The organism is Sphingomonas sp. (genome assembly GCF_036388435.1).
Classification (GTDB): domain Bacteria; phylum Pseudomonadota; class Alphaproteobacteria; order Sphingomonadales; family Sphingomonadaceae; genus Sphingomonas.
On record NZ_DASVRV010000039.1, the window covers coordinates 22,646 to 43,223 of the forward strand.

Annotated in this window: 20 protein-coding genes; 11 read left to right on the top strand and 9 right to left on the bottom strand. The window is 69.1% G+C overall.

Annotated features, from left to right (window positions below; genetic code table 11):
* Positions 1-12: 12 nt before the first annotated feature.
* The 6 genes from der to VF592_RS08010 form a co-directional block, all read right to left on the bottom strand.
* Positions 13-1,386, bottom strand: a complete 1,374-nt coding sequence (gene der, locus VF592_RS07985) for a ribosome biogenesis GTPase Der (RefSeq protein WP_331005086.1) — start codon at positions 1,384-1,386, stop codon at positions 13-15.
* 75 nt (positions 1,387-1,461) lie between these two features.
* Positions 1,462-2,784, bottom strand: a complete 1,323-nt coding sequence (locus VF592_RS07990; RefSeq protein WP_331005087.1) for a PQQ-binding-like beta-propeller repeat protein — start codon at positions 2,782-2,784, stop codon at positions 1,462-1,464.
* Positions 2,781-3,482, bottom strand: a complete 702-nt coding sequence (locus VF592_RS07995; protein WP_331005088.1) for a tetratricopeptide repeat protein — start codon at positions 3,480-3,482, stop codon at positions 2,781-2,783. Before VF592_RS07995 ends, VF592_RS07990 begins: the two co-directional genes overlap by 4 nt.
* A 126-nt stretch (positions 3,483-3,608) precedes the next feature.
* Positions 3,609-4,469 (bottom strand): 3-methyl-2-oxobutanoate hydroxymethyltransferase, encoded by an 861-nt coding sequence (panB, locus tag VF592_RS08000; protein WP_331005089.1) that lies wholly within the window; start codon positions 4,467-4,469, stop codon positions 3,609-3,611.
* 26 nt (positions 4,470-4,495) lie between these two features.
* Positions 4,496-4,933, bottom strand: a complete 438-nt coding sequence (locus VF592_RS08005; protein WP_331005090.1) for a hypothetical protein — start codon at positions 4,931-4,933, stop codon at positions 4,496-4,498.
* Positions 4,934-4,945: 12 nt separating this feature from the next.
* A complete protein-coding gene (locus tag VF592_RS08010; RefSeq protein WP_331005091.1) occupies positions 4,946-7,801 on the bottom strand; it encodes a PAS domain S-box protein in 2,856 nt (951 codons plus the stop codon).
* A gap of 131 nt (positions 7,802-7,932) precedes the next feature.
* Here VF592_RS08010 and VF592_RS08015 point away from each other — a divergent pair, with 131 nt between their 5' ends.
* Entirely contained in the window at positions 7,933-9,981 is a 2,049-nt protein-coding gene (locus VF592_RS08015; protein WP_331005092.1) for an NAD(+) synthase, read from the top strand.
* Between the two features lie 13 nt (positions 9,982-9,994).
* Positions 9,995-10,339, top strand: a complete 345-nt coding sequence (locus tag VF592_RS08020; protein ID WP_331005093.1) for a hypothetical protein — start codon at positions 9,995-9,997, stop codon at positions 10,337-10,339.
* Between the two features lie 16 nt (positions 10,340-10,355).
* On the opposite strand, the gene VF592_RS08025 is transcribed toward VF592_RS08020, so the two are convergent.
* The 3 genes from VF592_RS08025 to VF592_RS08035 all read right to left on the bottom strand — a co-directional run bounded on the left by VF592_RS08025 (position 10,356) and on the right by VF592_RS08035 (position 13,293).
* A complete protein-coding gene (locus tag VF592_RS08025) occupies positions 10,356-11,411 on the bottom strand; it encodes an MBL fold metallo-hydrolase (protein WP_331005094.1) in 1,056 nt (351 codons plus the stop codon).
* Between the two features lie 68 nt (positions 11,412-11,479).
* Complete coding sequence (locus VF592_RS08030; protein ID WP_331005095.1) at positions 11,480-12,163, bottom strand: DUF1013 domain-containing protein; 684 nt, start codon at positions 12,161-12,163, stop codon at positions 11,480-11,482.
* Between the two features lie 134 nt (positions 12,164-12,297).
* Entirely contained in the window at positions 12,298-13,293 is a 996-nt protein-coding gene (locus VF592_RS08035) for an NAD(P)H-quinone oxidoreductase (RefSeq protein WP_331005096.1), read from the bottom strand.
* A 77-nt stretch (positions 13,294-13,370) separates the two neighbouring features.
* Between VF592_RS08035 and VF592_RS08040 the strand changes: the two genes are divergently transcribed.
* From VF592_RS08040 to VF592_RS08080, 9 genes are all read left to right on the top strand, one after another.
* Positions 13,371-13,565 carry a DUF1192 domain-containing protein gene (locus tag VF592_RS08040; RefSeq protein WP_331005097.1) on the top strand — a complete coding sequence of 65 codons (195 nt, stop codon included), beginning with the start codon at positions 13,371-13,373 and terminating at the stop codon, positions 13,563-13,565.
* Positions 13,566-13,710: 145 nt separating this feature from the next.
* Complete coding sequence (clpA, locus tag VF592_RS08045; protein WP_331005098.1) at positions 13,711-16,041, top strand: ATP-dependent Clp protease ATP-binding subunit ClpA; 2,331 nt, start codon at positions 13,711-13,713, stop codon at positions 16,039-16,041.
* A 203-nt stretch (positions 16,042-16,244) separates the two neighbouring features.
* On the top strand, positions 16,245-16,445 hold the full coding sequence (locus VF592_RS08050) for a hypothetical protein (protein ID WP_331005099.1): 201 nt from the start codon (positions 16,245-16,247) through the stop codon (positions 16,443-16,445).
* Between the two features lie 62 nt (positions 16,446-16,507).
* The gene (locus tag VF592_RS08055; protein WP_331005100.1) at positions 16,508-16,747 is read left to right on the top strand and encodes an exodeoxyribonuclease VII small subunit; all 240 of its coding nucleotides are present in this window, start codon (positions 16,508-16,510) and stop codon (positions 16,745-16,747) included.
* Between the two features lie 4 nt (positions 16,748-16,751).
* Positions 16,752-17,645, top strand: coding sequence for a farnesyl diphosphate synthase (locus VF592_RS08060; RefSeq protein ID WP_331005101.1), 894 nt, complete (start codon positions 16,752-16,754; stop codon positions 17,643-17,645).
* Positions 17,642-18,169, top strand: a complete 528-nt coding sequence (coaD, locus tag VF592_RS08065) for a pantetheine-phosphate adenylyltransferase (protein WP_331005102.1) — start codon at positions 17,642-17,644, stop codon at positions 18,167-18,169. Before VF592_RS08060 ends, coaD begins: the two co-directional genes overlap by 4 nt.
* Positions 18,170-18,215: 46 nt before the next feature.
* The gene (locus tag VF592_RS08070; protein ID WP_331005103.1) at positions 18,216-18,953 is read left to right on the top strand and encodes a peptidylprolyl isomerase; all 738 of its coding nucleotides are present in this window, start codon (positions 18,216-18,218) and stop codon (positions 18,951-18,953) included.
* 102 nt (positions 18,954-19,055) lie between these two features.
* The gene (queA, locus tag VF592_RS08075) at positions 19,056-20,081 is read left to right on the top strand and encodes a tRNA preQ1(34) S-adenosylmethionine ribosyltransferase-isomerase QueA (RefSeq protein ID WP_331005104.1); all 1,026 of its coding nucleotides are present in this window, start codon (positions 19,056-19,058) and stop codon (positions 20,079-20,081) included.
* A 7-nt stretch (positions 20,082-20,088) separates the two neighbouring features.
* Complete coding sequence (locus tag VF592_RS08080; protein WP_331005105.1) at positions 20,089-20,559, top strand: EF-hand domain-containing protein; 471 nt, start codon at positions 20,089-20,091, stop codon at positions 20,557-20,559.
* Positions 20,560-20,578 lie beyond the last annotated feature (19 nt).

Sequence of the window (20,578 nt, forward strand, 5' to 3'; positions counted from 1 at the left end):
TGACGCCCTGCCCTAATGGTGATCGCGGTCGAACGGGTTCTTGGGTGCGCGCATGGTCACCCGGATCGGCACCCCGTCGAAATCGAGATCGCGCCGCATCGAGTTCGTCAGATAGCGTTCATAGCTGGCCGGTAGCTGATCGACGCGCGTGCCGAAGATCACGAAGCTGGGGGGCCGCGTCTTGACCTGGGTGACGTAGCGCAGCTTGACGCGCTTGCCGCCGGGCGCGGGCGGGGGATTGGCCTCGATCGCGCGTTCGAACCAGCGGTTGAGCTCGCCCGTGCCGACGCGGCGCGACCAGGCGGCGCGCGCCTGGAAGGCGGCACCGATGAGCTGGTCGATGCCCTTGCCGGTCGCGCCCGACACGGTGACGACGGTGACGCCCTTTACCTGGCTCAGGCCGTCCTCCAGCGCTTTCTTGACACCGTTGAACAAGGAGGACGCGTTTTCGGCGACGTCCCATTTGTTGAGCGCGATGACGAGCGCGCGCCCTTCCTCCAGCACGCGGTCGGCGATGCGCAGGTCCTGCGCCTCCAGCCCCAGCGTGGCGTCGAGGAGGAGCACCACGACCTCGGCGAAGTCAACCGCGCGCAGCGCGTCGGCGACCGACAATTTCTCCAGCTTGTCCTGCACCTTGGCGCGCTTACGCATCCCCGCCGTGTCGATCAGGCGGACGGGGCGCGCGACGCCCTCGCGGTCGCGCCATTCCCAGTCGATCGCGATCGAATCGCGCGTGATCCCCGCCTCCGGCCCGGTGATCAGCCGCTCCTGGCCGAGGATGCGGTTGATCAGCGTCGACTTGCCCGCATTGGGGCGCCCGACGATGGCGAGCTTCAGGATCGCATCGGGACTCTCGTCATCCTGCTCGGTATCGGCTTCCACCTCCTCGGGTATGTGGGGGAGGATGGCCTCGAAGAGCTCGACCATGCCTTCGCCATGCTCGGCGGACAGCTCGACCGGGTCGCCGAAACCGAGCGACAGCGCTTCGAGGATGCCCTGCTCGCCCGCCTTTCCCTCGGCCTTGTTGGCGACCAGGATGACGGGGATGTCGGAGGTGCGCAGCCAGCGCGATATCTCCTCTTCCAGCGGCACGATGCCGACACGCGCGTCGATCATGAACAGCGCGACATCGGCCTGGGACACCGCCGCCTCGGTCTGCTGGCGCATCCGGCCGGGCAGCGTTTCGGGATCCATGTCCTCGTAACCGGCCGTGTCGATGACGCGGAAATCGAGCCCGACCAGATGCGCGTCGCCCTCGCGCCGGTCGCGGGTGACGCCCGGCCGATCGTCGACGAGCGCGAGCTTCTTGCCGACGAGACGGTTGAACAGGGTGGACTTGCCGACATTGGGACGGCCGACGATCGCGATGACGGGAAGACGGGACATGGGCGGCGCTTACGCTACGCGGGCCCGGACGTCACCCTGGCAACCCGCCTCCTACTTGCGCGGGAGGGGACCTGGTCAGCGATAGGCCGCGATCTGGCCCTTGCCGTCGAGCGTGTAGAGCGTGCTGTTCGCCACCACGGCCGGCAGGGTGAAGGAGTCTCCCGCCTCGACGGTCGCCGCGATCTCGCCATTGGTGGCGTTGGCATAGGTGACCTCGCCGCGCGAATTGGTCAGCACCAGCCGTCCGCCGGCCAGTACCGGGCCGAACCAGGTCACCGCGCCCGAGCGCTTCTTCTCGTTGCGATAACGGGTCAGCTGCTTGATCCACCGCGCCTTGCCCGTCGCGCGCGAGATGCACAGGAGCCGCGCGTCGTCGGTCATGACGAACAGCCATTCGCCCGCGATCGCCGGGGTCGAGATGCTGGACAGATTCTGTTCCCACAGCCGCTGGCCCGTGGTCAGGTCGAGCGCGACCATGCGCCCGCCCTCGCCCACCGCATAGACGCGGTCATTGTCGATGATGGGCGACGCGTCGATATCGGCCAGGCTCGACACAGAGGTCGAGATCGAGGTGCGCGACAACGCATCCTGCCACAGCACGCGGCCATTCTCGTAACGATAGGCGTTCAGTTCCCCGCTGGAAAAACCCGCCACGACGGTTCCGCGCGCCGAGGCGGGGGCGGCCACGCCGAACACGCCCTGGCTTTCCAGCGTGCCCGACTGCGCCCAACGCACCTTGCCGTCGGCCTGGCCCAGCGCGAAGAGCTGGTTGTCCTGGGTCAGCACATACACCGTGTCGTTGGCGACCGTGGGGCTGCCGCGCAGGGGGCCGCCCGGCTTGATCCGCCAGCCGATCGCGCCATCGGCGGCGGCGAGCGACACGACGTCGCCGACGCCGTCGGTCGCGAACACACGCCCCGAATCATAGGAGACGCCGCCGCCGAAGCGCGCGGACTGGTTTTCGCTGCCTTCCGCGATCTGCTTGCTCCACAATTTCGCGCCGGTATCGGCGGCGAAGGCGTGGACGGTGGCGGTCACGTCGATGACGAACAGCTTGTTCTCCGCGACGACCGGGGGCGAGGCCAGACGCTGGCGGTTTGAGCCGCCGTCGATCTGCGCGGTCCATATGCGCGTCGGTGACGCCGCCAGCGCGGGATGCGGGAGCGATTTCTCGGCATTGCCGCCGGGCTGGGTCCAGCTGTCGTTGCGAACCGGCGCGGGAAGCGACACGGGGATGGCGGCCATCTCCGCATCGGCCTCGACCGCATTCTCCGACACCAGGATCGGGATCCGGTCGCCCACGGTCGGGGTACGCTTCTGCCCGCCCTTGAAGATGCCGCAAGCGCTGAGCGTCGTCAGCGCGGCGATCGCCACCGATGTACGAAACCTGTTAGTCATCGAGCCTTCCGGTCCTCATCCTGCATCACCGCGTCGACCCCGAGTAGGCCCGCCATCTGAACCGCGCGTTGACGCAGCGTCGCGGGCACGTTCTCGTCGCGGGCGATCTGCCCGAAAAGCCGCCCGGCCAGGTCGCGGCGACCGGTGCGCAGATAGGCCGCCGCCACCATCTCGCCCGCGCTGCCGAAATAGGCGTTGCCGGGCACCGCCAGCGGGCGAAGCCGGTCGATCACCACCTGCGGCGCCAGCGTGTCATAGTCGGCGACCGTCTGACGGACGAGCGCCAGGTCGCGAAAAGCGGGCGCCAGATCGTCGTCGCCGGCGACGGCGCCGAACTTCGCCGCCGCCGCCTTGTATTCGTTCTTCTGGAGCAGGATATCGGCCTGGGTGAACAGCGCGAGCGCGCGGTGCCCGTCGCTCGACGACCGCGTCAGTGCGTCGAGCGGCTTGGCGGCATCGGCCGTGCGCCCGGCGGCGAGCGCGTCATAGGCGGCCTGGAGCTGCTCGCCCTCGCGCCCGGCGGCGTTCGCCTGGTAGTTGCGCCAGAACAGATAGGCGGCGAACAGCACCAGCACGCCCAGCAAGGCCGCGATGATCAGGCGGCCATAGCGCGTCCAGATGCTCGTCATCCGGTCGCGACGAAGCTCGTCATCGACTTCGCGCAGGAATTCCTGATTGGTGGCGGGAGGGATTGCCAAGCTTTGCTCCGACGGGCGCGTGGAATTACGGGGTCGCGGCGGTTCTTAGCCGCGCATCGTCCGAAACGGAAGCGCCGCCCCCGCGCCCGGCCGATCCGGGCGAAGCGACGCCGGTCGAGCGGGCGTTCAGGCCTTGGGCGCGTAGACCTGATCGGCACCGGGAAAAGCACGGCTGCGCACCTCGGCCGCATAGCGCTCGGCCGCCGCCGAGATGCGGCCGGCCAAGTCGTCATAGCGCTTCACGAAGCGCGGCGTACGCTCGAACAGCCCCAGCATGTCCTCCGCGACGAGCACCTGCCCGTCGCACTCGGCCGAGGCGCCGATGCCGATCGTCGGGCAGGAAACCGCGCCGGTGATGGCGACGGCGATCGGCTCGACCACGCCCTCGACGACCAGCGCGAAGGCGCCGGCGTCGGCGACCGCGCGGGCATCGGCGACGATCTTGGCGCCTTCCGCTTCGCTGCGTCCGCGCGCGCCATAACCGCCGAGCATGTTCACCGCCTGGGGCGTCAGGCCGACATGGCCCATGACGGGGATACCGCGCTCCGACAGGAAGCGGACCTGGGGCGCCATCGCCGCCCCGCCCTCCAGCTTGATGCCGGCGGCGCCGGTCTCCTTGAGCAGCCGCGCGGCGCTGGCGAAGGCCTGTTCGGGCGACACCTCATAGCTGCCGAACGGCATGTCGATGATCACGACCGCATGGTGGCTGCCCCGGACGACCGCGGCGCCGTGCGCGCTCATCATCTCCAACGTGACCGGGACGGTGGAGGGCAGGCCGTAGACGACCTGGCCCAGGCTGTCGCCGACGAGCAGCAGGTCGCAATGCGGATCGAGCAGCTGCGCGGTGCGCACCGTATAGGCGGTCAGCATGACGAGGGGGATCTGCCCCTTGGCGCGACGGATCGCGGGGATCGTCAGCCGCTTCATCGGCGCGGAGACGGGGGTGGCGCGGCTGGTGGCGGCGTCGACGGTGAAGGTGGTGGACATAAGGGGAAGGCTCTACGCCGGTCGCGTCACGCGATCCAGCGCCGCCGGATCGCATGACGGGACAGCAGCGCCGCGCCGGCGGCCACCGCGATGACGAACAGCGGGAAGGGCACCGTCGCGGCGACGCCCTTGCGCGCGATGAGGTCGGTAGCGGCGAAAATATGGCCGAACTGCACGACGGCAGCGACGAGGCTCGCGGTGAACAGGGGCATGGCCAGCCGCGACCGGATCAGCAGCGCGATCGCCCCGAGCAGGCCGGTGATCGTCGCGGTCGCATATAGCGGGCCGTACCAGCCGGGCAGCCCGGCATGGAGCGCTCGGTCGGCCGCGCTCGCGGGGCCCATCGCGTTCGCGCCCAGCCGGAATTGCTGCAGGCAGGCATAGCAGCCCGCGACGCCCCACAGGATCAGCACGACGGCCAGGACCCGGAGCCAGGCCGGTGCGCGATCGGTGGTGATCGTCATCTCGTCCTCTCCCTATGAACGTCGATCCAGCGCGCGGGCCATGCGGCGGCGCAGTTCGTCGGCGGTGACGGGCTTCTGGACGATCGCGTCCTCCGGCACGTCGGCGATGGCGCCCAGATCGGCATAGCCGGTGAGGATGAGCAGCGGCAGCCGCGGACGCTCGGCGGCGATCTTCCGCGCCAGCTCGGCGCCGTTCATGCCGGGCATCGCGAAATCGGCGATCACCAGATCCACCTCCGGATGAACGAGCAGGGCGGCCAGCGCCGCCTCGCCGCCCGCTACCGGGATCACGGTCGCGCCGAGATCACCCGTCATGTCGGCGGTCACGCCGCGCACCGCATCGTCGTCGTCCACCAGCAGCACCGTCACCCCGGACAGGTCGGCGCGGCCGTGATCGCCGGGCTGGGTGGGCGCGTCGGGGGTCGCCTCGGCGCGCGGCAGGAAGATCCGGACGCTCGTCCCCTGGCCGAGCACGGACTCGATCGCGATCCCGCCGCCCGATTGCTTGATGAAGCCGAACACCTGGGCAAGCCCCAGCCCCGATCCCTTGCCGACCGGCTTGGTGGTGAAGAAGGGCTCGAACACGCGGTCGAGCACCTCGTCCGACATGCCGGTGCCGGTGTCCGACACCTCCACCATCACATGCTCGCCGGCGGCGGGATGTTCGGGGCGCGTCGGATCGGGGCGGTCGACATTGGCGGTGCGGATGGTGACGGTGCCGCCAACCGCCATCGCATCGCGCGCGTTGATCGCCAGGTTGAGGATGACGAGCTCGATCTGGGTCGGATCGACCAGCGCGGGCCAGAGATCGTCCCCCAAGACCATGTCAACGGTGATGGCGTTGCCGATCGCGCCCTCCAGCAGCGACCGCATCCGCATCACGGTCGCGCCCAGATCGAGCGCGCGGGTGGCGAGGCGTTGCTTGCGCGAAAAGGCCAGAAGCTGCTGGGTCAGCGCCGCCCCCCGCTCGGCCGCGATGCGGATATTGTCGAGCCGCTGGAGCGTGCGGGCGTCGACCCCGGCGGCGCGCGCCGCGCGTTCGACCAGCCCGGTATTGCCGACCACGACGGTCAGCAGATTGTTGAAATCATGCGCGACGCCCGAGGTCAGCTGCCCGACCGCCTCCAGCCGCTGCATCTGGTGAAGGGTCTGTTCGACGCGTTCGCGCTCGCCGATCTGCGCGGTCAGGCGGTTGTTCGCCTCCGCCAGCTCGGTGGTGCGCGCGGCGACGCGGACCTCCAGCGCTTCCGCCGCCAGATGCGCGTCGGTGACGTCGACCGCGCAGCCGATAAAGCCCGCGAACACGCCACCGATGGTGCGGGGCCGCGCCTCCGCATGGACCCAGCGCTCCTGGCCGTCCCGGTCGAGCACGCGGATCTGGCCACCCATGGCGCGGCGCTCGCCAAAGGCGGTGCTCCGCGCGCTGGCGACCCGCGCCCGCTCCTCCGGGTGGAGTAGCCCGAGCCAGCCGCGCGCCCGCATGTCGGCGAGGGTCAGGCCGAGCATCGTCTCGAAGGCGCGGTTGACGAACTCGACCTCGCCGTCGGCGCCGGTCATCCACATCAGGGCGGGCACCGTGTCGGCCAGCAACTGGAACCGCGCTTCCGATTCGCTCAACACCGCGGCGGCCCGCTTGCGTTCGGTGATGTCGACCGTGGTGCCCACCGCGCGCCGGCAGACGCCCTGGGCGTCGAAGATGCCGCGCCCGCGCGCCGCGATCCAGCGGACCACCCCGTCCTCGGCCCCGATCGCGCGATATTCGACGTCGTAGACCGACCGTGTCGCCGGATCGAGCGCCGCCGCGAAGGACGCGCCCGTCGCCGCCACATCGTCGGGATGGAGGCCCGCGTAGAAATCGTCCATCGAGACCGCGACATTGGGCGAGATGCCGAACATCGCCTTGGTCCGCGCCGACCAGTTGAGCGTGTTCGTGCCGAGGTCCAGATCCCAGATTCCGACCTCCGCCGCCTCGGTCGCGAGGCGGAGCGATTCGGTGCTGAGCAGCAGCCGTTCCTCCGCGCGGACGCGGTCGCTCACATCGCTGCCGTCCAGGAAGATCGCGCTCACCGCGCCGTTGCGGTCGGCGATCGGCTGGCACACCAGATCGACGAAGCGCTCGCACGCGCCCGCGATGCGCAGCCCGCTCGCGCGGAAGGGGCGGCGGGTGACGGCGACCGCGTCGAGCAGGTCGGTCGTCGTCCGCCCGCCGATTTCGGGCAGAAAGTCGGTCAGCCGTCGCCCGATCAGGTCGCGCGCGCCGACCATTTCGGCGAAGCTGTCATTGGCGAGCTCGATCACCTGGCCCGGCTGGCGGACGACCGCCATGAAGCTCGGGCTCTGGTCGAACATCTCCGCCAGCCGCGCGCGTTCCTCCGCGACGTTGCGCGCTGCCCGGACCGTGGCGGTCGTCTCCGCGATGACCGACAGCACCCCCGCCACTTCGCCCCGGTCGTCGCGGACCGCCGAAAAGGAGAAGTCGAAATAGGCGACCTCGCCCGCCCCACCCTGGCGTTCGATGTAGAAGGCGCGGTTCTTTTCCGACACGGTATCGCCGGTCGCCCATATCTGTTCGAGGATCGGCTCCAGATCGTCCCACAGCTCCGCCCACCCTTCCGCGGCGGGACGGCCGAGCGCGCGGGGATGCTTGTCGCCGATGACGGGAGCATAGGCGTCGTTGTAGATCGCGACATGCTCGCCCCCCCAGAACAGGGCCATCTGCACATCGGCCGGAAGGATCAGCGACACCGAGGCGCGCAGGGCCTGCGGCCATTCGCGCATCGGACCGAGCGGGCAGGAGCGCCGGTCGAGCGCGGCCAGACGCGCGGCGACCGAGCCGTCCCTGCCCGGCGCCGGTGCCGGCGTCGGCACGGGTCGCGGCGTTCCCCCGATCGGTCCCCTGTCTCCCATCGGGTCCTGCCCTAATACGGTCGGGCGGACGTGCCAAATAGTTGCGTGCGGGTTTCGCCACCGTTTCGCGTCCGCTGCGTTATGGCGGGCATATGACCGATCCGCACCGCTTCCACGCCCTTCACACCCACCACTTGGCGCGCGTCGCCGCGGCCACGCCGATCGCGACGGTGGGCGACGCGCCTGCCAATGCCGATGCGGCGATCGCACTGGCCCGCGATGCCGATGCGCGCGGGGTCGACCTGGTCGTTTATCCCGAGCTGAACCTGACCAGCTACGCGATCGACGACATGCACCTGCAATCGGCGCAGCAGGACGCGACGGCGGACGCCCTGGCGCGGGTCGTCGCGGCGAGTGCCGAGCTACGGCCGCTGCTGCTCGTGGGCGCGGCGCTGCCCCGCAACGGTCGGCTCTACAATTGCGCGGTCGCGGTGCACCGGGGCCGGGTGCTGGGCGTCGTCCCCAAGACCTACCTGCCCAATTACCGCGAATATTACGAAAAGCGCTGGTTCGCGCCCGGCGGCGGCCTCACCGGCCTGTCGATCGCGGTCGCCGGGCAGGAGGCACCGTTCGGCACCGACCTGATCTTCGCAGCGAGCGATCTCGACGGGTTCGTCGTCCATGCGGAGATATGCGAGGATTATTGGGCGCCCCAGCCGCCCTCGACCGAGGGCGCGCTGGCGGGGGCGCTGATCTGCTGCAACCTGTCGGCGTCGAACATCATCATCGGCAAGGCGCGCGAGCGGGCGATGCTGTGCGCGTCGCAATCGCAACGCGCGCATTGCGCCTATGTCTATTCGGCGGCCGGGCCCGGCGAGAGCACCACCGACCTGGCCTGGGACGGCGAGGGCCTGATCTACGAGCTGGGCAGTCTGCTCGCGGCGTCGGAGCGGTTCAACCAGTCGGCGGGGCTGCTCGTCGCCGATGTCGATCTGGAGCTGATCGCGCAGGAGCGGACGCGCAACGGCACCTTCAACGACAATGGCCGACTGGTCGGCCATCCCGAAACCCGCTTCCGCCGGATCGCGTTCGAGCACCGCGCGCGCGCCGCCGATATCGGCCTGGAGCGCGCGGTCCGGCGTTTTCCCTTCGTCCCGGACGACCCGGCGATGCGCGACGCGGATTGCTACGAGGCGTTCAACATCCAAGTCGAGGGACTGGCCAAGCGGCTGGCGGCGGCGGGCGCGGAAAAGCTGGTCGTCGGCGTGTCGGGCGGGCTCGATTCCACCCATGCGCTGATCGTCGCGGCCAAGGCGATGGACCGGCTCGGCAAGCCGCGATCGGACATCCTGGGCTTCACCATGCCCGGCTTCGCGACCGGCGAGGGGACCAAGGGCAATGCCTGGGCGCTGATGCGCGCGCTGGGGATCGGCGCGGAGGAAATCGACATTCGCCCCGCTGCGCGGCAGATGCTCGCCGACATGGGCCACCCCTTCGGGCGGGGCGAGCCGGTGTACGACGTGACGTTCGAGAACGTCCAGGCCGGCTTGCGCACCGATTATCTGTTCCGCCTCGCCAATCAGCGTGGCGGGATCGTGCTGGGGACGGGCGACCTGTCGGAGCTGGCGCTGGGCTGGTGTACCTACGGCGTCGGCGACCAGATGAGCCATTACGGGATCAATGCGGGCGTCCCCAAGACGCTGATCCAGTTCCTGATCCGCTGGTGCGTCCGGTCGAACCAATATGACCAGGCGACCGATCAGGTGCTGCTCGCGATCCTGAACCAGGAGATCTCGCCCGAGCTGGTGCCCGCCGACGAGGGCGGCAACATGCAGAGCACGGAGGACAAGGTCGGCCCCTACCCGCTCAACGACTTCTTCGCGCATTACCTGATCCGCCACGGGCTGCGCCCGTCCAAGATCGCCTTTCTGTGCTGGCACGCGTGGCGCGACGCGGAAGCGGGGCGGTGGCCGGCGGATTACCCGGAAGAGGCGCGCACCGCCTATGACCTGCCGACGATAAAGCTGTGGCTCGAGCGCTTCCTGCGCCGCTTCTTCGCCAACCAGTTCAAACGTACTGCCATGCCGAACGGCCCCAAGGTCTCGCCGGGCGGTTCGCTGTCGCCGCGCGGCGACTGGCGCGCGCCGTCGGACGCCACGGCGCGGGTCTATCTCGACGAATTGAACACCAATGTTCCCTGACCGGAGGATGACGATGCGCCGCCTGATCCTGCTTTCCTTCCTGCTGGCCGGCTGTGGCGAGACCGCCGAAACCGGCTCGAACGTCGCGACCAACAGCGCGGCGCCGGCCGGCTATTCGGCGGTCCAGCAGCGGGTCATCGACCTGTCGCCGCAGTTGCGCGACGGGGTGCTGTTCCGCGCGATCCGCGACGGCGCGGCCGCGTGCCAGGGCGTCGCGGAGGCGGCGCGCGAGGCGGACCAGGAAGGCCGCCCCGTCTGGTCCGCGCGCTGCAGCGACGGACCCGCCTATCTGATCGCGATCGGCGCGGACGGTGTGGCGCAGGTGACCAAGGTGTCGGGCGAGCGCGCGCGCGGCTGACGCTCGCGCGCGCCGTTCACGCGGTTCGCCACCACCAGACGCCGTCGCACTCCTCGCGCGCCGCGCGGCCTTCGACCTCCAGCCGGCGCAGATGCGCCAGCGCCTCGCCCGTCGCCATGCCGAGCATGTCGGGCCCGATCCGCCGGTGGAACAGCACGGAAAAGCAGTCGATCGCGCGTGCGGGTTCGGCGAGGAACAATTCGAGCATGGCGAGCCGCTCGCGGTGCTCGGCTTCCATCTGGTCGAGCCGGACGTGCAGCCCGGTGAACGGGTCGCCATGGCCGGGCAGGACGAGCAGGTCGGGGTCGAGCGCGCGCAGTTTATCGATCGAGGCGAACCAATCGCCCAGCGGGTCCGCGTCGGGTTCCGTGACCCCGAGCGACACGTTCGGGCTGATGCGCGGCAGGACCTGATCGCCCGCGAGCAGGATACCGCGCCGGTCGTCGAGCAGGCAGGCGTGTTCCAGGCTGTGTCCCGACCCGACCACGACCTGCCAGTCGACCGCGCCGATGCGCAGCGCCTCGCCGTCCCGCAGTCGCGTATAGCCGAGCGGCAATGGCCGCACGACGCGCCGGAACCCCGCCCAGCCGCGCTCGCGGGCGTGGTCGACCTGTTCCTCCGACCAGCCCGCCGCCTTCCAAAAGGCGGTCATCTCGGGCGGCACCGCGTCGCGCGCATCGGCGATCAGCATCCGGGCGGTCAGCCATTCCCCCCGCGTCATCAGCAGCGGCGCGTGGTGATGGTCGCACATCCAGCCCGCCAGCCCGATATGGTCGGGGTGGTAATGAGTGCCGATCATGCGGGTCACGCGGACGCCGGCATGGCTGCCCTTGAACAGCGCCTTCCACGTCGCGCGCGCCGCGTCCGTGTTCATGCCCGTGTCGACCAGGGCGACGCCGTCGCGGTCGTCGAGCAGGTAGCAATTGACGTGTCGGAGCGGCCCCGGGATCGCGAGCCGCACGAGCGCGATGCCCGGCGCGACGGGAAAGGCCCGTCCGTCCTCGATATCGTCGAACGGATAGGTGAGCCCGGCACGGACGCGCGGATCGGTGGCGGGCGCGATGGTCGACATCGGTTGCGGGTAGCAACGGGTCGGACGCGGGACCAGCCCTCTCGCGCCGAAGCGGGAGCGGTTTCACCTTACCGCTTGAACGGGTCCCCGAACAGGGCGCGAGCGTCGGCCTCGGCGGCGCTCGCCTGCCCTTCGGTGTCGGCGCCCCGGATCGCCGCCGCGCGCTCGGCACGGAGCTGGCCGATCAGCGCCTCGCGGTCGCCCTCCAGCCGGGTATCGGTCGGCGGCTCCTGCCCGGCGGCCTTGCCCGCCTTGGCGACGGCGGCGTCGAGCTCGCGCTGCGAGGTCAGGCCCAGGGTCACCGGATCCTTGGGGGTGATGTTGGCGATATTCCAATGGCTGCGGTCGCGGATCGCGGCGATGGTCGTGCGGGTGGTGCCGATCAGCAGGCTGATCTGGCCGTCGGTGATCTCCGGGTGGTTGCGGATGATCCAGGCGATGCCGTCGGGCTTGTCCTGGCGCTTCGACACGGGAGTGTAGCGCGGGCCCTTGGTGCGGCGGACCTGCTCGGGACCCTTGATCATCGTCATGCGGTAATCCGGGTCGGCCTGCGCCTTGTCGATCTCCTCCTGCGTTACCTCGTGCGCGCGGACGGGATCGCGGCCGGTCAGCTTGGAGGTGGCGGTATCGTCGGCGATCGCCTGCACCTCCAGGATATGGAGGCCGCAAAATTCGGCGATCTGCTCGAAGGACAGGGCGGTCTCGTCGACCAGCCAGGAAGCGGTCGCATGGGGCATGAGCGGCTGGGCCACGGCGGGGAAACTCCGGTAGAAACAGAAAGGGCCGCCCCTTGCCGGAGCGGCCACGCAATGGCGCAGACTTAGGGGAACCGCCCCCGAGTGGCAAGCGCGCGCTGGACGAACGCCTCCCGGCGCGTCACCGGGCGTCACATGGTCAGCACGATCTTGCCGACATGGCTGCCCTCCTCCATCCGGCGGTGCGCGTCGGCGGCGTCGGCGAGCGGAAAGGTGCGGTCGATCACCGGCTTGAGCCGTCCCGCCTCGACATGGGGCCAGACGGTGCGCGACAGTTCGTCGGCGACCAGCGATTTGAAGGCTGCGTCGCGGGGGCGCAGCGTCGATCCGGTCAGCGTCAGGCGGCGGCGCATCACCTCGAATACCGGGATCGTCGCGGTCGCGCCGCGCTGAACCGCGATGGAGACGTGGCGGCCGTCATCGGCCAGGCATTGTAGGTTGCGCGCGACGTAATCGCCCCCGACCATGTCGAGCACCGCGGCGACGCCGCGCCCGCCCGTCAGCGCGCGGACGCGCTCCACATAGTCCTCCGCCTTGTAATCGATGGCGTGCGTCGCCCCGAGGTCACGGGCGGCCCGGCACTTCTCGGCCGAGCCGGCGGTGACGATTATGTCGACACCGAACAACCGGCACAGGGCGATCGCCATGGTGCCGATCCCGGATGTCCCCCCGTGCACCAGCACCGTGTCGCCCTCGGTCGCATAGGCGCGCTCGAACAGGTTGGTCCACACGGTGAACAGCGTTTCGGGGATCGCGGCGGCCTCGATCATCGTCAGCGCGGCGGGGACGGGCAGGCACTGGCCCTCGGGCGCGACCGCATACTCGGCATAGCCGCCGCCGGCGAGCAGCGCGCAGACCGACTGGCCGATCAGCACGTCGTCGACCCCCACCCCGACCGCGACCACCGCGCCCGCGACTTCCAGCCCCGGGACGGAGGGAGCACCAGGCGGAGGCGGATAGCCGCCCAGCCGCTGGAGGATGTCGGGCCGGTTCACCCCGGCGGCGGCGACGCGGATCAGCAGCTCGCCTTCCCCGGGCCGGGGCACCGCGCGCTCCGTCACGATCAGCACCTCCGGCCCGCCCGGCAAGGCCGGGTCGATCGCGCGCATGGTCGCCGGAATCGTCATTCTTCGTCCCCTCGCTCCGTCACACGGCGCGTGTCGGCTTATTGACAGGGCCGCGCACCCGGTCAACGATCCTGATCATGGAGCCGGACGATCTTCCGCTGCGCGCCAACGACCTGCTCCGGCAGCTCGTCGCCCAGGACCTCGACCCGCTGTCGGTCGCCGAGCTCGAGGTGCGGGTCGCGGCGCTGGAGGGCGAGATCGCGCGGGTCAGGCGTCGGATCGAACACGCCGTTAACCACCGGGCAAGCGCCGACGCGCTATTCAGGCGATGAGCATGGCCGCGATCACGGGTGGCTCGAACCGATTATCGGGGAGCCAGGAACGGGACCGGGACGTTTCAAGTGCTTGATGCGGCGGTTTCGACCTCCGACATATCGGGAAACGGGCCGTCGCAGGCGGTTCTGATGGAGTGATCACATGCCGTCTTTCGCCCCCGCTCTCGAAACCACCCTCCACAAGGCGCTCGAAGCAGCGTCGTCGCGCCGTCACGAATATGCGACGCTGGAGCATCTGCTGCTCGCGCTGATCGACGACGAACATGCGTCCAAGGTGATGACCGCGTGCAAGGTCGACCTGGGCGACCTGCGCACCACAGTGGCGCATTATCTCGATACCGAGCTCGACGCGCTCAAGGTCGAGCAGGCGACCGATCCCTCGCCCACCAGCGGTTTCCAGCGCGTGGTCCAGCGCGCGATCCTCCACGTCCAGTCGTCGGGCCGCGACGAGGTGACGGGGGGGAACGTGCTGGTCGCGCTGTTCTCCGAGCGCGAGAGCTATGCGGTCTATTTCCTCCAGCAGCAGGACATGAGCCGCCTCGACGCGGTGAGCTTCATCAGCCACGGGGTCGGCAAGGGTGGCGCGCAGACCGAGGCGGCGGCCCCCAAGGGCGCCGACGACGAGAAACCCGCCAAGCAGGGCGAGAAGGGCAAGGGCGAAAGCGCGCTCAAGCAGTTCACCGTCGACCTCAACGAGAAGGCCAAGGCCGGCAAGGTCGACCCGCTGATCGGCCGCGGGCCCGAGGTCGATCGCACCATCCAGATCCTGTGCCGCCGCTCCAAGAACAACCCGCTCTATGTGGGCGATCCCGGCGTCGGCAAGACGGCCATCGCCGAGGGCCTAGCCCGCAAGATCGTCGAGGGTCAGGTGCCCGAGGTGCTGCTGCCGGCGGTGATCTATTCGCTCGACATGGGCGCGCTGCTCGCGGGCACGCGCTATCGCGGCGATTTCGAGGAGCGGCTGAAGCAGGTCGTCAACGAGCTTGAGAAGCTACCGCACGCGGTGCTGTTCATCGACGAGATCCACACGGTGATCGGCGCGGGCGCGACGAGCGGCGGGGCAATGGACGCGTCGAACCTGCTCAAGCCGGCTTTGTCGGGCGGGACGATCCGCTGCATCGGATCGACGACCTACAAGGAATTCCGCAACCATTTCGAGAAGGACCGCGCGCTGTTGCGCCGGTTCCAGAAGATCGACGTCAACGAGCCGACGATCGAGGATACGATCAAGATCCTGGCGGGTCTGCGCTCGGCGTTCGAGGAGCATCACTCGGTCAAATACACCCCCGACGCGATCAAGTCGGCGGTGGAGCTCAGCGCGCGCTACATCAACGATCGCAAGCTGCCCGACAAGGCGATCGACGTGATCGACGAGGTCGGTGCGATGCAGATGCTGGTGCCCGAGAACAAGCGCCGCAAGATCATCACCCCCAAGGAGATCGAGCAGGTCATCGCGACCATGGCGCGCATCCCGCCGAAGTCGGTGTCGACCGACGACAAGGCCGCGCTCGCCAGCCTCGAGACCGACCTGAAGCGCGTCGTGTTCGGCCAGAATTCGGCGATCGAGAAGCTCAGCTCGGCGATCAAGCTCGCCCGCGCCGGGCTGCGCGAGCCGGAAAAGCCGATCGGCAACTATCTGTTTACCGGCCCGACGGGCGTGGGCAAGACCGAAGTCGCCAAGCAGCTTAGCTCGATCCTGGGCATCCCGCTCCAGCGGTTCGACATGTCCGAATATATGGAGCGCCACTCGGTCTCGCGGCTGATCGGTGCACCGCCGGGCTATGTCGGCTTCGACCAGGGCGGGCTGCTGACCGATGCGGTCGACCAGAACCCGCATTGCGTGCTGCTGCTCGACGAGATCGAGAAGGCGCATCCCGATCTGTTCAACATCCTGTTGCAGGTGATGGACAATGGCCGCCTGACCGACCAGCACGGCAAGTCGGTCGATTTCCGCAACGTTATCCTCATCATGACGACCAATGCCGGCGCGTCCGACATGGCGCGCGAGACGGTCGGCTTCGGCAATCTGACCCGCGAGGGCGAGGACGAGCAGGCGGTGCAGAAGATGTTCACGCCCGAATTCCGCAACCGTCTGGATGCGGTGGTGCCCTTCGGTTACCTTCCGCCCGAGGTCGTGGCGCGCGTGGTGGACAAGTTCATCCTGCAGCTCGAACTGCAGCTCGCCGACCGGGGTGTCCATATCCGCCTGGACGACGCGTCCAAGTCGTGGCTCACCGAAAAGGGATATGACAAGCTCTACGGTGCGCGGCCGATGGGTCGGTTGATCCAGGAGAAGATCAAGCAGCCGCTGGCCGAGGAGCTGTTGTTCGGCAAGCTGGTTCATGGCGGCGAGGTCACCGTCAAGATGAAGGACGGCGCGCTGTCGTTCGAGATCGAGCCGGGAGCACCCAAGCGGCCCAAAAAGAAAGGCGGCAAGGCAGAACCGGCACCGGCGACGGACGTGACCGAATAGCGGAAGCGCGACGGCGGGGGAGTCCGAGTCGAAGGGCATCCCTCGTCCGCGACCTGAAGCGGTTCGGGCGTCGTGGCGGTGGAGATGCTTCGGCCCCAAACATTTTGGTCCACGACGCGACCTTCTCGCCCTGCCGTGCTGATTACGCTTGTAATCTCTTGCGAGTCGACTTAATCTCGATCCGGATATCAGGGAGCACGGGGATGCGGAATCATCGAAAGCTGATCGTCGCGGGCGGGCTTGGTCTTGCCGTTCTGACGTTCCAGCATCCCACCGCCGATTTCCGCATCTTGACGCACGACACGCGTGACCCCTCGCCCCGGCAGGTCAAGGCGGCACTCGACCTCGGCCTGATGGCCGTTTCCGTGCTCGTCACCTGGACCGGCCAACGCATCGCGGACTGACGGCGTTTTCTGACCATCCGGCGTCCTTGACCCTCTGCGCGGCGCTGCGCCATAGCGGGGTCATGGATATTCCGATCGAAGACCTGTCGTTCGAGGACGCGCTGAAGGAATTGGAACGCATCGTCGGCCGGCTGGAGAGCGGCGACGCGTCGCTGGACGAGTCGATCAGCCTGTACGAGCGCGGCGATCGGCTTCGCGCGAAATGCGCCGAGCGTCTCGATGCGGCGCAGACGCGGATCGAGGCCATACGCCTGGACGCCGAGGGCCGGCCCGCCGGAACCCGGCCCTTCGCCGCTGGCTGACACGGTGGCCGCCCAGTCCCTGAAAGAAGCGCTTGCCGAGACCGGCGAGGTGATCGACCGGAGCTTCGCGGCGCTGCTGACCGTGCCGGACGACCCCCGCGCGCCGCTTTACGAGGCGATGCGCCACGCCGCCATCGGTGGAGGAAAGCGGCTCCGCCCGCTTCTCGTCCTCGCGACCGCCGACCTGTTCAACGTCGACCGCCAGGCCGCCGTCCGCGTCGCCAGCGCGATCGAAGCGATCCATGTTTATTCGCTGATCCATGACGATCTGCCCGCGATGGACGACGATGATGTGCGCCGTGGCAAGCCCACCGTTCACCGCGCCTATGGCGAGGCGACCGCGATCCTCGCGGGCGACTGCCTCCACGCGTTCGCCTTTGAATGGCTGGCCCATCCCGATACCCATCCCGACCCGTTCGTCCGCGCCGAGTTGGTCCTCGACCTCGCGCGCGCCGCCGGTCCGTCGGGGATGGCGGGCGGGCAGGCGATGGATCTGGCCGCCGAGGAGTCCGGTTTCGACCTCGCGATGGTCACCCGCCTCCAGCAGATGAAGACGGGAGCGCTCATCTCCGCCAGCGTCGAGGCCGGCGCGATCCTCGGTCGCGTGCCGCCCGAGGGACGTCTGGGGCTGCGCGGCTATGCGCATGACCTCGGGCTCGCTTTCCAGATCGTAGACGACCTGCTCGATGCGGAGGGCGACGAGGCGACGGTGGGCAAGAAGCTGCGCAAGGATGGCGCGGCGGGCAAGGAAACCTTCCTGTCGCTGCTCGGCCCGGACCGCGCCCGGGCGCAATCGGCCATGCTCGTCGACCAAGCGGTCCGGCATCTCCATGCCTATGGCTCGGAGGCGGATCTCCTGCGCGGGATCGCCCGCTTCGTGCTGGAGCGCGACCGATGACAGAGCGGATCGGTGTCTATCCGGGCACCTTCGACCCGATCACGCTGGGTCATGTCGACATCATCCGGCGCGGGGCACGGCTGGTCGATCGGCTGGTGGTGGGCGTCACCACCAACGCGTCTAAATCGCCTATGTTCTCGGTCGAGGAGCGTGTCGCCATGGTGAGCGACGAAGTGACGCGCATCGACGGCGCGATCGAGGTCGTGCCGTTCGACGCGTTGCTGATGCACTTCGCGCAGGAACAGGGCGCCAGCGTCATCGTCCGCGGACTGAGGGCGGTGGCCGATTTCGAATATGAGTATCAGATGGCCGGCATGAACCAGCAGATCGCCCGGCACATCGAAACCGTGTTCCTGATGGCCGATGTCGCGCTCCAGCCGATCGCGTCCAAGCTGGTCAAGGAGATCGCGCTTTACGGCGGCGAGATCGCGCCCTTCGTCACACCCGCCGTACGGACCGCGATGCTGGCCAAGGTCGGAACGCGTCGCACCGTTCAGATTGGCGACACGCGCGATCCGGTCTAAGCCCGCCCGATAATCACAGCCGCCCTCGAAACCCAGGACCCGTTGTATGCGTTTCTTCGCCCGCGTCGCCGCCGCGCTCGCCTGCCTGTTCGCGCCGCCCCTGGCCGCCCAGGTCGCCGCGCCCGCGGCCCGCCCCGCCCCGCCCTCGCCCACCGACAAGACCAACATCTGGGTGCTCGACCTGTCGACCGGCGGGCGGGTGACGATCCTGCTGCGCCCCGATGTCGCGCCCAAGATGGTGGAGCGCGTCAAGACGCTGACCCGCCAGCGTTTCTATGACGGGCTGCCCTTTCACCGGGTGATCGACGGCTTCATGGCGCAGGGCGGCGATCCCAAGGGCGACGGCACCGGCGGTTCACCGCTTCCCGATGTCGAGGCCGAGTTCAACTACCTGCCCCATGTCCGCGGCGCGGTGTCGGCGGCGCGTAGCCAGGACAAGAACAGCGCCAACAGCCAGTTCTTCATTGTCTTCCAACCGCGCCTTCAGCTCGACAAGGACTACACCGTATTCGGCCGCGTCATGGAGGGGATGAACCATGTCGACCTGATCGAGCGCGGCGAGCCGCCCGCCACGCCGTCACGCGTGTTGCGCGCGTACATCGCCAGCGACAACCCGCCGGCCTTTCAGCCTGCGCCCCTGACGGCCCCCGCGCCCGGCCTAGGCGCACCGGTGACGCTGCCCGGCACCGCGCCGAGCGTGATATCGGCACCGCGCGCCACCCCGGTCCCGGCCCGTCGCCCCGCTCGCGCCTCCTCGACGCGGCGGCCCGGCACGCGGCGCTGATCACCGCGTTCTTAACACGGCGAAGGCCGGGCTGCCGATCGAGTTTCCGCCAGGCCCGAACCACGCCATCGCCCCTTTTGCCGGCGTGACGGATAGCTCGCCATGAACGTCGACCTTTTCGACTTCCACCTTCCGCCGGATCGTATCGCGCTGCGCCCCGCCATGCCGCGCGACGCCGCGCGCCTGCTCGTGGTCGGGGACGAGGGACGACGGGATGTCAGCGTGCACGACCTTCCCGGCCAGCTTCGCGCGGGAGACATGCTGGTCTTCAACGACACCCGCGTCATTCCCGCCCGGCTCGAGGGAAAGAAGGGGTACGCGCGGATCGGCGTCACCCTCCACAAGCGCGAGGGCCCGCGCCGTTGGCGGGCCTTTATCCGCAACGCGCGTCGGCTGCGCGAGGGCGACCGCATCGACTTCGGCGAGGATGTCGCCGCCACCGCTTCCGACCGCGCCGCCGATGGCAGCTTCGCGCTCGACTTTCTGGGCGAAGAGCCGGTCGAGCTGCTCCTCGACCGGGCAGGCGTCATGCCGCTCCCGCCCTATATCGCCGCGCGCCGGCCGACCGACGCGCGTGACGCCGACGATTATCAGACCATGTTCGCCGCCGAACCCGGCGCGGTTGCGGCCCCCACCGCGGCGCTTCACTTCACCCCCGAACTCGTCCGGCGTCTGAGCGCGGCAGGCATCGGCCACGCGACCCTGACGCTTCATGTCGGCGCGGGCACCTTCCTGCCCGTCAAAGCGGGCAATACCGACGATCACCGGATGCACGCCGAATGGGGTCGCATCGACCAGCCGACCGCCCACCGGCTGAACGCCGTCCGGGCGAGCGGCGGGCGCGTGATCGCGGTCGGCACCACCTCGCTCCGCCTGCTCGAAAGCGCCGCTCGGGACGATGGCCTGATCGAGGCGTTCGAGGGGGACACGGCGATCTTTATCACCCCAGGCTATCGGTTCCGCGCGGTCGACGGGCTGCTCACCAATTTCCATCTGCCGCGCTCGACCCTGTTCATGCTGGTCTCGGCGCTGATGGGGCTGGACCGGATGCAGGACGCCTATGCCCATGCGATCGCGCAGGGTTATCGTTTCTACAGCTATGGCGACGCCTCGCTGCTCCTGCCATGAAGACCCCATGCTCCCGTTGATCGCGCTTCTTATCCAGGCGGCCTCGCCAGTTCCTCCGTCGCCGGCTCGGCAGCCGCCCGCGACGATCCTGGTCGAGCCCGCCGCGATGCTGCTCGCCGCCTGCGATGCCGATGCGGACGCGCTCGTGACGCGCGCGGAACGGGATGGCTGTCTGGCGCGGGCCTTCGCGACCGCCGACGGCGCGGCGGCGGGGCGGATCGGCTATATCGCCTATGCCGATTGGGCGGCGCGCTGGTTGGGCGACCGCAACGCGCTTCCCAGCCCGTATGAGGTCGACAGCGACGGCGACAATCGCATCGCCTTGCCCGAACTGACCCGCCGTTTCACCGGCCTGTTCGACCGCTACGACCTCGACAAGAACGGCACGCTCACCCGCGCCGAGCTCGTCACCATTCGTGCGGCCGCACCCGGCGAAGGCGGACGACCCGGCGAACGGGCACCGCGTCGGCAGCGCTGATCGATCCGCGACGTGTCTC

Coding starts and splice junctions, on each gene's coding strand:
- der (WP_331005086.1), bottom strand. CDS start 1,386: ATGTCCCGTCTTCCCGTCATCGCGATCGTCGGCCGTCCCAATGTCGGC.
- VF592_RS07990 (WP_331005087.1), bottom strand. CDS start 2,784: ATGACTAACAGGTTTCGTACATCGGTGGCGATCGCCGCGCTGACGACG.
- panB (WP_331005089.1), bottom strand. CDS start 4,469: ATGTCCACCACCTTCACCGTCGACGCCGCCACCAGCCGCGCCACCCCC.
- VF592_RS08005 (WP_331005090.1), bottom strand. CDS start 4,933: ATGACGATCACCACCGATCGCGCACCGGCCTGGCTCCGGGTCCTGGCC.
- VF592_RS08015 (WP_331005092.1), top strand. CDS start 7,933: ATGACCGATCCGCACCGCTTCCACGCCCTTCACACCCACCACTTGGCG.
- VF592_RS08020 (WP_331005093.1), top strand. CDS start 9,995: ATGCGCCGCCTGATCCTGCTTTCCTTCCTGCTGGCCGGCTGTGGCGAG.
- VF592_RS08025 (WP_331005094.1), bottom strand. CDS start 11,411: ATGTCGACCATCGCGCCCGCCACCGATCCGCGCGTCCGTGCCGGGCTC.
- VF592_RS08035 (WP_331005096.1), bottom strand. CDS start 13,293: ATGACGATTCCGGCGACCATGCGCGCGATCGACCCGGCCTTGCCGGGC.
- VF592_RS08040 (WP_331005097.1), top strand. CDS start 13,371: ATGGAGCCGGACGATCTTCCGCTGCGCGCCAACGACCTGCTCCGGCAG.
- clpA (WP_331005098.1), top strand. CDS start 13,711: ATGCCGTCTTTCGCCCCCGCTCTCGAAACCACCCTCCACAAGGCGCTC.
- VF592_RS08050 (WP_331005099.1), top strand. CDS start 16,245: ATGCGGAATCATCGAAAGCTGATCGTCGCGGGCGGGCTTGGTCTTGCC.
- VF592_RS08055 (WP_331005100.1), top strand. CDS start 16,508: ATGGATATTCCGATCGAAGACCTGTCGTTCGAGGACGCGCTGAAGGAA.
- coaD (WP_331005102.1), top strand. CDS start 17,642: ATGACAGAGCGGATCGGTGTCTATCCGGGCACCTTCGACCCGATCACG.
- VF592_RS08070 (WP_331005103.1), top strand. CDS start 18,216: ATGCGTTTCTTCGCCCGCGTCGCCGCCGCGCTCGCCTGCCTGTTCGCG.
- queA (WP_331005104.1), top strand. CDS start 19,056: ATGAACGTCGACCTTTTCGACTTCCACCTTCCGCCGGATCGTATCGCG.
- VF592_RS08080 (WP_331005105.1), top strand. CDS start 20,089: ATGCTCCCGTTGATCGCGCTTCTTATCCAGGCGGCCTCGCCAGTTCCT.